This window comes from Candidatus Cloacimonas sp., assembly GCA_039680785.1.
In the GTDB taxonomy this organism is placed as follows: Bacteria; Cloacimonadota; Cloacimonadia; order Cloacimonadales; family Cloacimonadaceae; genus Cloacimonas.
Genome location: JBDKSF010000083.1, coordinates 13,853 through 27,698 on the forward strand (window position 1 = coordinate 13,853; position 13,846 = coordinate 27,698).

The following is a 13,846-nucleotide window of genomic DNA, read 5'->3' on the forward strand; positions in this document are numbered from 1 at the left end:
GGGTTTGTATCTTCGTAAAAAAGAGAAGCAAGATTATTCTGGACAAAAAGGCCTACTTTAGCAATTATGATTCACAAAAAGAATCTATAAAAGGAGTTTAACGATGAATAGCTTAGGTTTCAAGTTTCCTGTTCAGGAACGCAAAACGGCTCTCTATAATCTGGAAGAAAACTGGTATCTTCCTCTTTTAGCACAAAAATACGGTCTTCCATTACAAAGCATAAAACGCAATAATTTTGGCCAATATTCTATGGCTGTAAACTATCTAACCACTGTTCTGGAAGAAGCATCGGCTATCAATAAAGTAGCTGTTTACAATATTGATCACATGGGGCAATTGTTGTTTTACGGAACAGATGTGGTAAACCTTTTAAATAGGGCTTTAGCCGGCAATTTTAATGATATGAAAGTAGGGCAGTGTAAATATACTTTACTATTGAACAAAACAGGTGGCGTTCAAGATGATATGATTTTGATGCGGCTTTCCGAAACCAGTTTCATTTTGGTTATCAATGCTGGACACGATATTACCGATGTAGTAGAAATTGATGGTTCGCCAAAAGAGTTCATTGCGGATATCGATAGAATTATGGCTTGTAAAAAAGACGGGGAAGAGGTATGGGCGAAAGATATTTCAGAAACCCTGGTAAAAATAGATATTCAGGGCCCGCTTTCCTATAAATTGATCAAAGAAGTTTATGGTGAAAGTGTGCTAAAAAACCGATCTAATCTTGATAAGAATATGAATTATTTCACCTTCAACGAGTTTGAACATAACGGAAATAAGTATTATTTATCCAGAACCGGTTACACGAATAGATGGGGCTGGGAGCTTTATATACCAAGCGCTGTTGCTGAAGAAGATGCCAAAATTATCATAACCAAAGCGCTAAATTTGGGGGGATTATTAGTTGGATTGGGAGGCCGCGATGAAAACAGAATTTCAGCAGGTCCTTTTGGTTTGCCGCTTATGGGCCAAGAATACGATCCTTATCATACTCCTGTAAATGCTCCTCTTTTTGAAACGGCAGTGGATATGAATAAGGATAACTTTACTGGTAAAGAGGCATTGGCAAAAGAGATAGCGGCAGGAATTCCAAAACGACTTTATATATTTGTTTCAGAAGGCATTGTTACCAATCGGGGTATTTATAAAGATGGAAAGCGACTGGGAACCGTCACCAGCAGCATAAATTCGCCCAATGTATCATTAGAAATGCGTTTGGCTGTTGGTTCCAAACGAAAAAATGTGAATGAAGAAAATGGAACTGCGGCAATTGGAATGGGCTGGTTTTATCATTCACTTTTCCCAAAAGATGCAGAAGGAAAAGAGATCGGAGAAATGGATAATAAACCAATACGCATACCTGTAGAATTTTATCGGGAAGATGAAAATCGCCAACCCAAAGGTAGCCCTGTTATTGGCTATGTTACTTTGGAAGGAATTACTTTAGCTACAGCTCACAAACCGTTAAAAAACATAGAAAACTTATAAAACCCTGGGAATAGCAAACAGGAATTAAGAAATAAAAAACTGGAAGAATGACATCACTGTCGTTCTTCCAGTTATATTATTGGTTGATTTATTTTACTTGGGTATTCTGTTGTGTAGTATCACTATAGTTTCCGTTTGCATCTACGGAATTCTTATCCACCATAATAACTTTATTTTCCAGTGCTCTATTTAAATGAACACTACTGAAGGGAGGATTTATATTTTCCACATGCAGAGAATAGTTTACAATCAATCCGGAAAATACGATAGAAATCATACTCATCAGTTTTACCAGAATATTTATACAAGGTCCGGCAGTATCTTTGAAAGGATCACCAACTGTATCTCCCACGATACTGGCTTTATGAATATCCGTTCCTTTGGCTTTTTTATCGGTTTCAATATACTTTTTGGCATTATCCCAAGCGCCTCCGGCATTATTCATCATTACAGCTAAAACAAAACCAGTGGAAAGTGCACCCAAAAGAACACCCAGCACACTTGGAACACCTAATATTACTCCCGATAAAATCGGTGTTAAAAGTCCCACCAATGCAGGCAACAACATTTCTTTCTGGGCACCTTGAGTTGCAATTTTAACACATTTAGCATATTCTGGCTTTCCCGTTCCTTCCATAATCCCTGGAATTTCTTTAAACTGACGACGAACTTCTTTCACCATTTGACCGGCAGCTCTTCCCACGGCTTTAATGGTCATTGAAGAAAAGACAAAAGCAACCATAGAGCCAATAAAAACACCCAATAAAAATTTCGGATTCAAGATGTGAATTTGGAAGAACTGAATGAAATCATTTATTGAAGCACTTGCTATGGGAATATTATCACTGAATTTTGTATTATAGTTAGTATGTAAAAAGACAGCTTTCCCAGCTTTGTCCCCTGCCAAAATAAGCGCACCTCGAACTTCTTCCAGATAAGCCGCGAGCAAAGCCATAGCAGTTAAAGCGGCACTTCCAATGGCAAATCCTTTTCCGGTTGCAGCAGTTGTATTACCTACCGCATCAAGATTGTCTGTCATCATTCTTACATCTTCCGGCAAATTACACATTTGAGCATTGCCACCTGCATTATCGGCAATAGGACCAAAGGCATCCATAGCTAATGTAACACCTAAAGTAGCCAGCATACCGACCGCTCCAAAACCGATTCCATACAACCCCATTTCAATAGAGGAAAAACCATGGCTACAGATAAAGGCAACAAGAATTCCCAAAACAATAATGATTACAGGAGCGGCAGTTGATCTCATTCCAACCGAAAAACCTTCCAAAATAACTGTGGCAGGACCATAATCTGCCTGATTGGCAATCTCACGAGTTGCTTTATAACTTGGAGAAGTGGATAATTCGGCAAAAAATCCGATCAGAATTCCTGCCAATAAACCCGTTACCGTAGAGACAAAAATACCAAAATAATAGTCAGCTGGCAACAATGCTTTGGTAACGAAGAAAGCACAAACGGCAATTAACAGCGAGCTTGAATATACACTTTTATTCAAAGCAAACATCAGTTCCTTGGGACCCGCATTTTCTTTGGTTCTTACAGTAAAAATACCTAAAACGGAAAGAAGTGCACCCAAGCCGGCTAAAATCATTGGAGCCACCACAAAATTAACTCTCCAAGCAGCATATTGAGCGCCTAACATATTAACTGCACTCATTCCTAAAGCTGCAGTAGCTAAAATAGAACCAGCATAACTTTCGTATAAATCTGCTCCCATACCGGCAACATCACCCACATTATCACCCACATTATCTGCAATGGTTGCAGGGTTACGAGGATCATCTTCCGGAATATTGGCTTCTACTTTGCCAACCAAATCTGCACCAACATCAGCAGCTTTTGTATATATGCCTCCGCCTAAACGGGCAAAAAGTGCTTGAGTAGAAGCTCCCATACCAAATGAAAGCATTATGACCGTAATTTGTTCCAGAGGGAAATGCAGCATATTAAGGATGAAAAACCAGGCAGAAATATCAATTAAAGCAAGCCCAACCACTGTTAAGCCCATAACGCTTCCGGCTCTGTAAGCAATTCTAAGACCTTGATTTAGCCCTTTAGTACATGCCTGAGTAGCTCTATTGGAAGCAAGTGTAGCCATATTCATTCCAATATAACCCGCCAGTCCGCTAAAAAAACCACCCGTTAAAAAAGCCCAAGGTATCAACCAATGTAACACACCCAAGCCCCAAGCCATAAATTGAAAGACGATAAAAGCAACGATAAAGAAGATTCCTACTCCTTTATACTGTTGTTTTAAATAGGCGAAAGCACCTTCTCTAACATAACCAGCTATTTCCTGCATTTTAGCATTGCCTGGATCTTGTTTTTTTACTTGATGAAAAAAAATGGCGGCAAATACTAATGCCAGGACTGCACCAAAGGGTGCAATAATCCACAAGATAGGTATTGAGATCATATACTACCTCTAATTTATTTGTAACAAAAAAGCTATGCTACTTTTTGTTATTTAAAATCATTTTAATGGCTAATAGAAAAATTGTCAACCAGAAAATGCGAAAATTCGTTCAGATGGTCAAGCCATCATTTTTTTAATAAACGCAAACAGGGTGCAATCAAGAACTGCATTGTATTCTCCATCTTGCTGCCATCCATTTTTATTCTTTGCCACCTGGTTTCGGAAAACTGATTATCTCCGAGTTTATACCTAATGCCAAAAGTAGCGGCGAGGTCTAAATTTTCTTTCAATTTGGTTTCCATTTCCTTGGAAGCAGGGCGACCGTAGGGATAGGCAAAATAGTTTTGGCAGGGCAAACCAGATTCTTTCATCGCACTATAGCATTTATCAATCTCGGTAAAGGCCTCCGAAAAAGTTAAACGACCAAAATCTGGATGTGACCAACTGTGTATTCCCAATTCAATTCCGGCGTTAACTAAACTATTTAATTGAGACAGAGATAGAAAAGGTTTGTTTTTTTCCAAAAACTCTTTTTCGCTGAAAGGCATAATCTCTTGCCAAAGCAAATCCGTTATGTTATCTTTATCTGCCATTGTAACGCTGGAAAAGAAAGTTGTTATAGTAGCATTAGGTAGATATTTTTTTATGGCTTTATTAATTTTTTCGGTAGAGCAGTATTGTTTAATAAGTATGAGCTTATGATTCCAAGCTAATTCTCTGTTATCTATACATTTACCAATTAAAAACAAAGTTGGTTTAATTTTAAGCTCGGTAAGTAAATACATAAGGGAAGGATAGTTAGCGGCAAATCCGTCATCGAAAGTTAAAACGATATCTTTACGGGCAAATCTGTTTCTTTGCGGGTGGTTAAGAGTTTCGGACAAAGGTCGGAAATGATATCCCCATTCTTTTAGCTTTTTTATTTGATCAAAAAAGCGCGCAACGGTAATTCCTTTTGGATATATCTCAGGAAAACTATCAGCTACAATATGATAGTAAAGCACTTTGGGATAGGTTGTTATCTTCATATCATTAATCACCTTGGGATTTTGGTTTCTTTATTCTTTTAATGGGCATACTGTCAAGTAACTTATACGGAGAATCTGAATTGTGGAAAATTAACCAGTTCATTTGTTTAATATTTTATGCTTCTCTTACACTTACCTAACACTGCCGTAATGCCGTTAGAGAATTGTTACAGATTTATTACTATAGTACAAGTGCAAACAGCATCGTGCAATAATGAAGTCACTCATAATGCTAAAACAAAATAATTCTCCTTGCACAGTTATAGGACTTGATTATAATATCCATTATCTTTGTGATAGTGTGTTCTAAAAGAATAATGAACATAGGAATTTTTGCTCAATGTTTCGTGATATGCTGAAAGATGTCCTAAGCATATTTAAGAAATTCAAGTGTATTTTATTGTGGTAAAAGAGATAATAATAAAGGAGTAAACACTATGAAAAGAAAAATTATCGTCCTAATATCAACCGTGCTGCTAATGTTAATGTTCAGCGCTTGTGACAACAATGACAATGCTGATAATGCCGATACCGCTAATGCACTGAATAATTACTGGCAATATCAAACCGATTTAACATCCGCTATGGAAGCTCATGATGCCACTATGGGTGATATGCAGGATGCTATTCGCAACCTGGGAAACACGAAAAATAATCGTGATGGTTTTGCTGAAATTGATGCCATTGTAGAGGGCTATGTTAGCCAAAGCAATACAGTCGCAGATAAATTTATCGTTTTGGAATCAGCGGAAAATAATATTGTTCCTTACGGAGATAGTAAGGGTTTACTATCTAACATTGCTAAGGGCATAAATAATAAGGCCGCTGATACAGTAATTTCAGGCGGCAGAATGGTTCGATCCGGTTGGCGTGTTCTAAGCGGAAAGCAAAGTATTCGTCAAGTGTTAAATGATCCTCAGTCAGGAATTCCACTACTCTCTGGATGGGCAGAAACAGTCCAAAAGAGAAATACTGCGAGGGATGCAAAAATTCGTAATATGATTGAGCATTGGGATCCTATTACCTCTCCGGCGGATTGCAGTAATTCAATTCCTTATGATGAATTACCTGGCAATACTTCTCAAGAAAAAGCAAATGCCTATTTAAATATGAGTGATGAAGATCCTGTAAAAATGGGAATGCGAAGAGATGTTTTACTCTGGAGTGATGATGAACGAGAAGCCACGGCTAATACAGCCAAAGAACTTGGTGAAACAGGTGTAAAAGCTGTTGGTGACGCTTATGGAGGTGGCGTAGGAGAATGGACAAATGAAGTAATGAATCAAATGTTGGAGGAAGGTGAAACTTCTCAAACTTGCGGAACAATGAATGTAGATTTTTCCCCTACGGAAAGTAAGACACTGATAATATCAAAGTTAAATGTGCCTGATGATGATCCTCGTATCACTGTTATTATGAATGCTCCCCAAAATTTGGCACAACAGCTTCCTGCCGGAGAATATAATATTATTGCTTTGGCAGATGGTTTTATTCGAAATGTTTATGAAAATCTGCAAATTACGAGCTCAGCCATTACCAATCTTACCGCAGAACTATTAAAACTATCGGAAAATCCTATTATTATAGAGGACTTATCTGTTGAGGAAAGTTGCATAACTGTTAATCAACCTGTTCATACTCATTTAACTTGTGTTAGTACTATTGGTAAAGATTTATCGTTTCAGTGGACTGTAACTGGTGGTTCTTATACAGGATTTACTGCGAATAAAACTAACTTAACTTTCACTCCCACAGAAGAAAAGGAATATACTATCACGGTTGTAGTTAGTGATGTTGCAAACAATAACAAAACGCGCAGCATAACTATTGCCTCTTTGGGTGGGTCAATAGCCATCGATGATTGGGAAATTACTTATGAGAATTTTGAAGACAGTAAATTAAATCCCGGTGAATCTGCAACCCTAACTTTATATGTTACTAATACTGGAACAACTGACCTTAGCGGTTTTCACAATATTTTAGCTGGGGAAGGATTCTCTATTTCTTTCAATTCAGGTGCGGCTAATATTCCCGCTGGACAAACCTTAGCTGTTCAAGTGCCAATCAATATCAACAAAGAACTCTCAATAGAACAGTTAAATTTGCAATATATATTCACCACTCGTAATCAAAATAATGATATCGTAGTGATCAGCGACGCGGTGGAATTGCCCATTTACTTTTATGTTACGATAGATGATATTTCCGATGTAGTAACGGATAGAGTGGTTACTATAACTGGTAAAATCGCTAACCCACAATTGACTACTGCATTATTGATTCTGGATGGAGATAGCGAACACATCTTTGATCTAAATTTGAATGATGGTTATTTTGAACAAGAAATAGTTTTAACTGGATCTTCTGAAGAAATTCAACACACTGTGAGAGTGGTTGCTGTTTCAGGAGGACTCTCTGCTGAAGATTCAATGCAATTTAATTCACAAGTGCCTTTAATTGCTTTGCATGGAACTCTTACTTGGGATACTTCAGGAACGGATGTTGACTTTTGGATTACTGATCCTAACGGCGAAAAGTGTTATTATGCCAATCGAACCACTGCCAGTGGGCTGGCTCTTGATGTTGATGATACGGATGGCTACGGGCCAGAAAATATTACAACTTCTACTATCATTCCGGGTGACTATGTTGTACAAATTCATTATTATAGTGACCATAATTCTGATGTTGCGATTGGAACCAATTGTGTGGTGGTAATTCGTCAAGGAGATCAAACGCCGGTTAACTATTATGGTTATTTATCTGATAGTGGTGATTTGTGGGATGTAACAACTTTGCACTATGATGCCGTAAAGGGTTGGAGTGTTAAGTCAGGCAATACTCATAAAAGAGTAAATCCAGCCACTCTGCCTGCCAAATAAAGATATCAATATTTCTTTAAAAAAGGAGCTTTGCGAATATTGTTCAGCAAAGCTCTTTTTTTTTAACTTGGCAGGGAAGAACTTGTTGTTAATCTACAAAAGAGCAATAAATGGAATATTTATTGCACTTATAGAAAAAAGCTCAGTTGGTTGGTATTTACTGGCAAGCTGGATGTGTATTAATATAATAACTAATAGCAGGGGAATAAATGACTGTTCTGATAATAGTGACTCTGATATTGATTGTCCATTGGATAATTGAATATCAGAGACATAAAAAAAATGTTCTGGCAATACCTATACGGATTCATGTAAACGGAACGCGGGGAAAATCAAGCGTAACTCGTTTAATTGCAGCCGGCTTAAGAGAAGGTGGCAAAAAAACGGTTGCCAAAACCACGGGAACTTTACCCAGAGTTATTCTACCAGATGGGAGAGAAGCAGCCATAATTAGATTGATGGGAGCTAATATCATTGAACAGAAATACATTTTTCGTCATGCCGTAAAACATAAACCCGATGCAATTGTAATCGAATGTATGGCAGTAAATCCTGCTCTACAATGGATAACGGAACGCAAATTTATTCGTAGTACAATAGGGGTAATCACAAATTGCAGAGAAGATCATTTGGATTTGATGGGCTCTACTGTCCAAAGCGTTACAATGTGTTTAAGCAATACAATTCCACCTCATAAAGTTTGTTATACTGCCGAAGAAGAACAATTTCCTTTATTAAAAAAAGTAGCGGATAGCAGACATTGCAAAATGCATAAAATTCGTCCTGTGGATGTTACTCAGGAAGAATTGGCAAAATTCCGCTATATTGAACATACTGAAAATGTTCAGCTTGCTCTTGCGGTTTGTGCAGAAACGGGAGTTCCTCGAGAAATTGCTTTACGAGGAATGCAAAAAGCTACTCCCGATCCGGGGGCGCTAAAAAAATACCGCATCCAAGACGCAGGCAAAACGATTATCTTTTATAATGTTTTTGCCGCAAATGATCCCCAATCAACGGTCGGCATCATCAAAATGGTGACTGGCAACTTAAAGGATGTGGAGAAAATCATCATTTTAAATAGCAGGGCAGATAGGATTTTTCGCAGCCAGCAATTGGTTGATGCAGTTAAAGCCCTCGATTTTTCCTATCTTTTGTTAACGGGTGAAATTCCGGACAAGATAGAATCATTTTGCTTACAAGCTGGCATTCCCAAAGAAAAAATTATCCCGCTGGGAGAACCACTGCCGGAAGTTATCTATCAAAAGGTCTTGGAATTGACAAGGCAAGAATCTCATATTTTGGGCATTGGTAATATTGCAGGCAGAATAAAATACGGGGCACAAATAGTTGCCCACTTCAAGCATAAAATGAAAGAGAACAGTCAAAGGAGCCAGATGTGATTGACACAATAGTTCAAGCCGCAGTTGGAATTGGCGTTATTATCTCATTATTGTTCAGTGAATTACTGGGTGCATCTGCAGGAGGAATAGTTGTTCCAGGTTACATAGCTTTGTATTTGGACAAACCATTGCAAATAGCAGGAACTTTAATCATCAGTTTATTAACTTGGGCAATTATCAGGATTATAAGTAATTTTACACTGTTATTCGGAAAAAGACGGATGGTATTAAGTATTCTAATCGGCTTTATTTTGGGTTGGGTTTCAAGAATACTGGTAATTCAGGATATTACAATTCATCAATTACAAATGCAATCTATCGGATATATAATTCCCGGCCTCATAGCCAATTGGTTTGAAAGGCAGGGTTTTTGGAAAACACTATCTTCTATGGGCATAGCTGCTGTGGTAGTGCGTTTGGTTTTGATGGTAATTTTTAACGGAGAATTGTAAAATGATGTATCGTCCTTCATTAAAATCCAATCGCTCTATGATAATTCTTTTATGCTTAGCCATAGTTTTGTTTTATATCGCTCAAACTTGCTATATACAAGTTAAAACCGATAATTATGAAGTAAAGATAGCAGCCGCTCAATTGATGAAAACGGCAATTGACACTTTATCAACAGAATTGCATAAACGCAACATAGAAATAGACCCTATAGATGACCCACTTAAAACTGGTTTAATTGGAACGCGTCTTAGTTCTATAACTACCGATAGGGGTCTGCTATCTGAAAAAAGGGCATCCATAAACCCCAATTTAGCTGCTGTATTTGTAGATGAATTAGCGAAACTGAAACTTGTGCCGGGTGATTATGTTGCAGTGGGAATCACAGGAAGTAATCCATCAGTTAATTTAGCTCTTTATTCTGCAATAAAAGTAATGGGACTGAATCCTAAAATAATTGTTGCTTTATCCTCTGCCTCTTATGGAGCAAATCGTCCAGAATTAACCTGGCTGGATATAGAGAGTATTTTAAAATCCAAAGGCATATTTGATTTTGGTTCCAGTTATGCTTCTTTTGGAGGCAAAGAGGATTTGGGCATTGGTTTATCCGATAATGGCATAAAAGCTCTGCGTGAAGCTATGCAACGCAATAATGTTCCTCTTCTTGTTGGAAAAGACCTTGAGGACAATATTAATATTCGAATGGTCGCTTATGAAGAACTTATCCCTGAAGGCGAAAGATATAAAGTGTTCATAAATATCGGAACCAGCATTGCTAATGTCGGTAGCGAACCCAATGCCAATCTTATTCCGGAAGGAATAAACCGAAACTTGGCAGAGCACAGTTACGAAAAAGAAGGCGTGATAATGAAGATGGCAAAAAACAATATACCTATCTTACATTTCCGTCGCGTCTTACGCTGGGCTAAAAAATATAATCTTCCCACTTCTTTTGATACAATGCCCAAAGTAGGTGAAGGTAAAATGTATGGTTTACTAATTCATAATCAGACCGTCAATGTCATCTGTCTGGCTGCTCTAATAATTGCCATATTGGTTGTAATCATATTTGATCGACATGATCGCAGATTTATGGCTAATATAGTAGATCCAGACGAAGAACTGTAAGGACAACATAATGCACAAGAAACATTTTGTACTCATATCCATAATATTACTGCTTGCCAGTTTACTTTACGCTCAATCGGCAAATAGGTATAAAATTCTCACTTTTGATAATCCGGGCACGAAACGCCTTTTAAAAACCGAAGCAGGTAATTATTATTATTATCGAGGTCTTCCTGAAAGAGCATTGCTTTTGAATACTACAGGAGTAAATAAAATAGAGATTCGCAGTTTTAGCAATGGAGCTGTGCGTAAACCTGAAATAGTCATTATCACAGGTAAAGAACGAAAGGTCTATCCTCTTGTTTTTAAAGAAAAGAGAGGTGAGTATTATTTATATCAACCTCTAACCATTGAGGTAACGGAAAACACAAAAAATATTCAGCTAATATGTTATGACCGCTCAATTTATATGCGTGCTTTCAGTGTTTTACCTCCGCAACCTCCCAAAGCAAAGAAACAAGCTAATCTTGTCATTCGAGGACACAGTGGAATTGTAAATGTTTTGCATAATGGCTCTAACAGTGATTATTACAGTTTTATGCCTGGGCAACCCTTGAAATTCACTCTCAATAATGGCAGAAATGCTTATCTTTATGTAAGGCCTCGTTTGCTTGATCGTTCAATACCCAAGCTGGGTATTTATGCCAATGGCGAATTAGTTGAGGTAGTAGAATTTAATTTAAAACGCACTACCAAATATCACAGCCCGGGAATTACTAATTTGGGGATTGCCAAAAAGATAGTATTACCTGTTAATACTAAATCCACTGAATATGAATTGCGCGCTTTAAGTGAGCATTTATTTCTTGCTAAACCAATTATAATAAAGAAGTAGAGCAATATTATGCCTGATTTAAAGACAAAGCAAGAGCGTCAGAAAAAATATTCTGTTCCACCCTTACCGGCAAAAGAAGTTCAGAATACCGTTCAATATCTTTCCGCTGATCAGAGCGAAAAAAGCATAACGGTAAAAAAGCATAAGATCAGAAGAAGAACCAGAATTCGTCCCATAATATTGCTTTTAACATTATGCATCTTTTCTTCTTTAAATGTTAGAGCTCAGGTTATTGGCTCTATGCAATTGGGAGCTTCCTATTCAGATAATGTATTTCATCTTTCTGAATACGATCTTGATCGTTTTGATGATCATAATCCCAATCTGGATTTTGTGAATACGACAGATGATTTAGCCCTCAGTGCAGGCATAGATTTGGGCTATCCCGTTTTTTATCGTTGGTGGAAATTCACTCCTTCCGTAACAGCAAAATTTTCTCAGAATGTAAGTAATGAAGATAAATATCGCACCGACTGGGCATTAAAATTACGAGCAGATAGATATTACTGGAACTGTTCTTTACAATATGCTTCCAGTCCCTATATTTATTTTCGTCATTTTGTTGATTCAGATGGAACCGATGAACTGGAAAAATATAGTTACAGTAGAGATTCCTATCAAGGCAATTTAGCTATCAAGCCATTTCCTCAAACGACGGTAAAAACCAACCTGCGTTATGATGTTTACAAATATAATGAATACTTTACGGAAGGTGATGGTTCCGCACTTGAATATGAAGTGGAGGCAAGCTATAAATTTCCTTATTTTTCGTTGGAGGGCTCGTATGCCTATCGGGATTTTACTTGTGACAAGAGAATTGAAAATAAGGATTCTTCCTATCAAAGTAATATCTACAACGGCAAAATCATACTGCCTAAAATGCCTCTTTCTGAAGAAGGAAAAACCCTTTGGCAACCCTCTTTCGCTCTAAATTACGAGCAAAAATATTATCAGGGAAATGGTACTTGGTATGGCGGAAGAGCCGATTATACTTATAATATAGCAGCTGATTTTAAGTTCATATTTTCGCCAAAGTGGAATTTATCTCTTGACTACTCTCACTTCTTCAGGAATATAGATTCAGATAACGATTCAGTTCTGCGCTTGAAAGAATATGGCGAAAATCGCTTATCCGCAGTTCTGAAGTATAATTTTTAAGATTAGAGGTGATAAATGATATTTAAAAAAGAAAGCGACACAGGCAAAATTAAGGAATTTCTCTCTTTAGTAGAGAATCTTAAAGTGGAATTGAAGCACTATAAAAAACCGGTTTTGGTTTGGGCAGTTCAAGCCGGAACTGTTTATTACTCTTTCTGGGAAGAAGAACTCCTTCTGCGTTACGGGTTAGAAAATGTGGACGGATGGGATTATGAAGAAGACCTACTTTTCTGTCCTGACTGGGTTGAAGATAGCGAAGATGAAGATATTGACGATTCTGATTTGGACGAAGATGATATTGCGGAAATAAATAGATTTTGCCACTTAAATTTGGATGATAAGGATAAATAGTGCAAATTGCCATTCTTGGTGGCGGAGGATGGGGGCTTGCATTATCAGCATTACTAACTGAAAACAAGCACCAGGTTTTGGTTTGGGAATATAATCCCGAATATCTGTCTTTATTAAAGAAATCCCACTCCAATCCACATTTACTGCCAGAAGTAGTTCTCCCCGCCGAAGTTAAATTTACGAACAATTTTAACGATTTAGTTGCTTTTGCACCCGAGATAGTTATTTTAGCCACTCCAACGCAGTTTCTTCGCTCAACTTTACGGAAAGTTCCTGCTTCTCTTTGGCGTAATCCAGCCCTAAAAGCAATTGTGAATGTAGCAAAAGGTATTGAAGAAGATACTTTTAAAACTATTGACGCCATCATTAAAGAAGAATTGCCTTTTATCTCCGAGGCACAAATTTGCGTTCTTTCAGGCCCTTCCCATGCGGAAGAAGTAGCTAAAAAAATTCCTACTACGGTCGTTATTGCAGGCAAAGACGATGAATTGCTGACTAAATTGCAATTTGTATTCAGTAATGAATATTTTCGGGTTTATCGCAATACCGATCTTATCGGAGTGGAAATTGGCGGTGCCGTTAAAAATATCATTGCCATAGCGGCAGGAATTATTCGTGGTCTTGGTTTTGGGGATAATACAATCGGGGCATTATTAACCCGGGGCATAGTTGAAATTCA

General features: G+C 37.6%; 11 protein-coding genes. 9 read left to right on the forward strand and 2 right to left on the reverse strand.

Annotated elements, in window-relative coordinates; all coding sequences use genetic code 11:
- The first annotated feature begins 103 nt into the window (after positions 1 to 103).
- Positions 104 to 1,495, forward strand: coding sequence for an aminomethyl transferase family protein (locus tag ABFC98_05655; protein MEN6445513.1), 1,392 nt, complete (start codon positions 104 to 106; stop codon positions 1,493 to 1,495).
- An 88-nt stretch (positions 1,496 to 1,583) separates the two neighbouring features.
- Here ABFC98_05655 and ABFC98_05660 read toward each other — a convergent pair whose 3' ends face one another.
- Positions 1,584 to 3,935, reverse strand: a complete 2,352-nt coding sequence (locus ABFC98_05660; protein MEN6445514.1) for a sodium-translocating pyrophosphatase — start codon at positions 3,933 to 3,935, stop codon at positions 1,584 to 1,586.
- 125 nt (positions 3,936 to 4,060) lie between these two features.
- Positions 4,061 to 4,963, reverse strand: coding sequence for a polysaccharide deacetylase family protein (locus ABFC98_05665; GenBank protein ID MEN6445515.1), 903 nt, complete (start codon positions 4,961 to 4,963; stop codon positions 4,061 to 4,063).
- A 437-nt stretch (positions 4,964 to 5,400) separates the two neighbouring features.
- Here ABFC98_05665 and ABFC98_05670 point away from each other — a divergent pair, with 437 nt between their 5' ends.
- The 8 genes from ABFC98_05670 to ABFC98_05705 all read left to right on the forward strand — a co-directional run.
- Positions 5,401 to 7,845: a hypothetical protein gene (locus ABFC98_05670; GenBank protein ID MEN6445516.1), complete on the forward strand. Its 2,445-nt coding sequence runs from the start codon at positions 5,401 to 5,403 to the stop codon at positions 7,843 to 7,845.
- A 209-nt stretch (positions 7,846 to 8,054) separates the two neighbouring features.
- On the forward strand, positions 8,055 to 9,245 hold the full coding sequence (gene pgsB, locus ABFC98_05675; protein ID MEN6445517.1) for a poly-gamma-glutamate synthase PgsB: 1,191 nt from the start codon (positions 8,055 to 8,057) through the stop codon (positions 9,243 to 9,245).
- Positions 9,242 to 9,697, forward strand: coding sequence for a poly-gamma-glutamate biosynthesis protein PgsC (gene pgsC, locus ABFC98_05680; protein MEN6445518.1), 456 nt, complete (start codon positions 9,242 to 9,244; stop codon positions 9,695 to 9,697). The genes pgsB and pgsC overlap by 4 nt, the downstream gene beginning before the upstream one ends.
- A gap of 1 nt (position 9,698) precedes the next feature.
- Positions 9,699 to 10,823: a poly-gamma-glutamate system protein gene (gene pgsW, locus ABFC98_05685; protein ID MEN6445519.1), complete on the forward strand. Its 1,125-nt coding sequence runs from the start codon at positions 9,699 to 9,701 to the stop codon at positions 10,821 to 10,823.
- 10 nt (positions 10,824 to 10,833) lie between these two features.
- On the forward strand, positions 10,834 to 11,658 hold the full coding sequence (locus ABFC98_05690; protein ID MEN6445520.1) for a hypothetical protein: 825 nt from the start codon (positions 10,834 to 10,836) through the stop codon (positions 11,656 to 11,658).
- A 9-nt stretch (positions 11,659 to 11,667) separates the two neighbouring features.
- Positions 11,668 to 12,816, forward strand: coding sequence for a hypothetical protein (locus ABFC98_05695; GenBank protein ID MEN6445521.1), 1,149 nt, complete (start codon positions 11,668 to 11,670; stop codon positions 12,814 to 12,816).
- 15 nt (positions 12,817 to 12,831) lie between these two features.
- Entirely contained in the window at positions 12,832 to 13,167 is a 336-nt protein-coding gene (locus ABFC98_05700; protein MEN6445522.1) for a hypothetical protein, read from the forward strand.
- Positions 13,167 to 13,846, forward strand: a 680-nt coding sequence (locus ABFC98_05705; protein MEN6445523.1) for an NAD(P)-binding domain-containing protein, incomplete at its 3' end; no start/stop codon positions are given. The genes ABFC98_05700 and ABFC98_05705, both read left to right, overlap by 1 nt.

Bases quoted from the DNA above. Each gene is read 5' to 3' on its own strand.
- ABFC98_05695 (MEN6445521.1), top strand. From the start codon at position 11,668: ATGCCTGATTTAAAGACAAAGCAAGAGCGTCAGAAAAAATATTCTGTT.
- ABFC98_05665 (MEN6445515.1), bottom strand. From the start codon at position 4,963: ATGAAGATAACAACCTATCCCAAAGTGCTTTACTATCATATTGTAGCT.
- ABFC98_05660 (MEN6445514.1), bottom strand. From the start codon at position 3,935: ATGATCTCAATACCTATCTTGTGGATTATTGCACCCTTTGGTGCAGTC.
- ABFC98_05670 (MEN6445516.1), top strand. From the start codon at position 5,401: ATGAAAAGAAAAATTATCGTCCTAATATCAACCGTGCTGCTAATGTTA.
- pgsB (MEN6445517.1), top strand. From the start codon at position 8,055: ATGACTGTTCTGATAATAGTGACTCTGATATTGATTGTCCATTGGATA.
- ABFC98_05690 (MEN6445520.1), top strand. From the start codon at position 10,834: ATGCACAAGAAACATTTTGTACTCATATCCATAATATTACTGCTTGCC.
- ABFC98_05700 (MEN6445522.1), top strand. From the start codon at position 12,832: ATGATATTTAAAAAAGAAAGCGACACAGGCAAAATTAAGGAATTTCTC.
- pgsW (MEN6445519.1), top strand. From the start codon at position 9,699: ATGATGTATCGTCCTTCATTAAAATCCAATCGCTCTATGATAATTCTT.
- ABFC98_05655 (MEN6445513.1), top strand. From the start codon at position 104: ATGAATAGCTTAGGTTTCAAGTTTCCTGTTCAGGAACGCAAAACGGCT.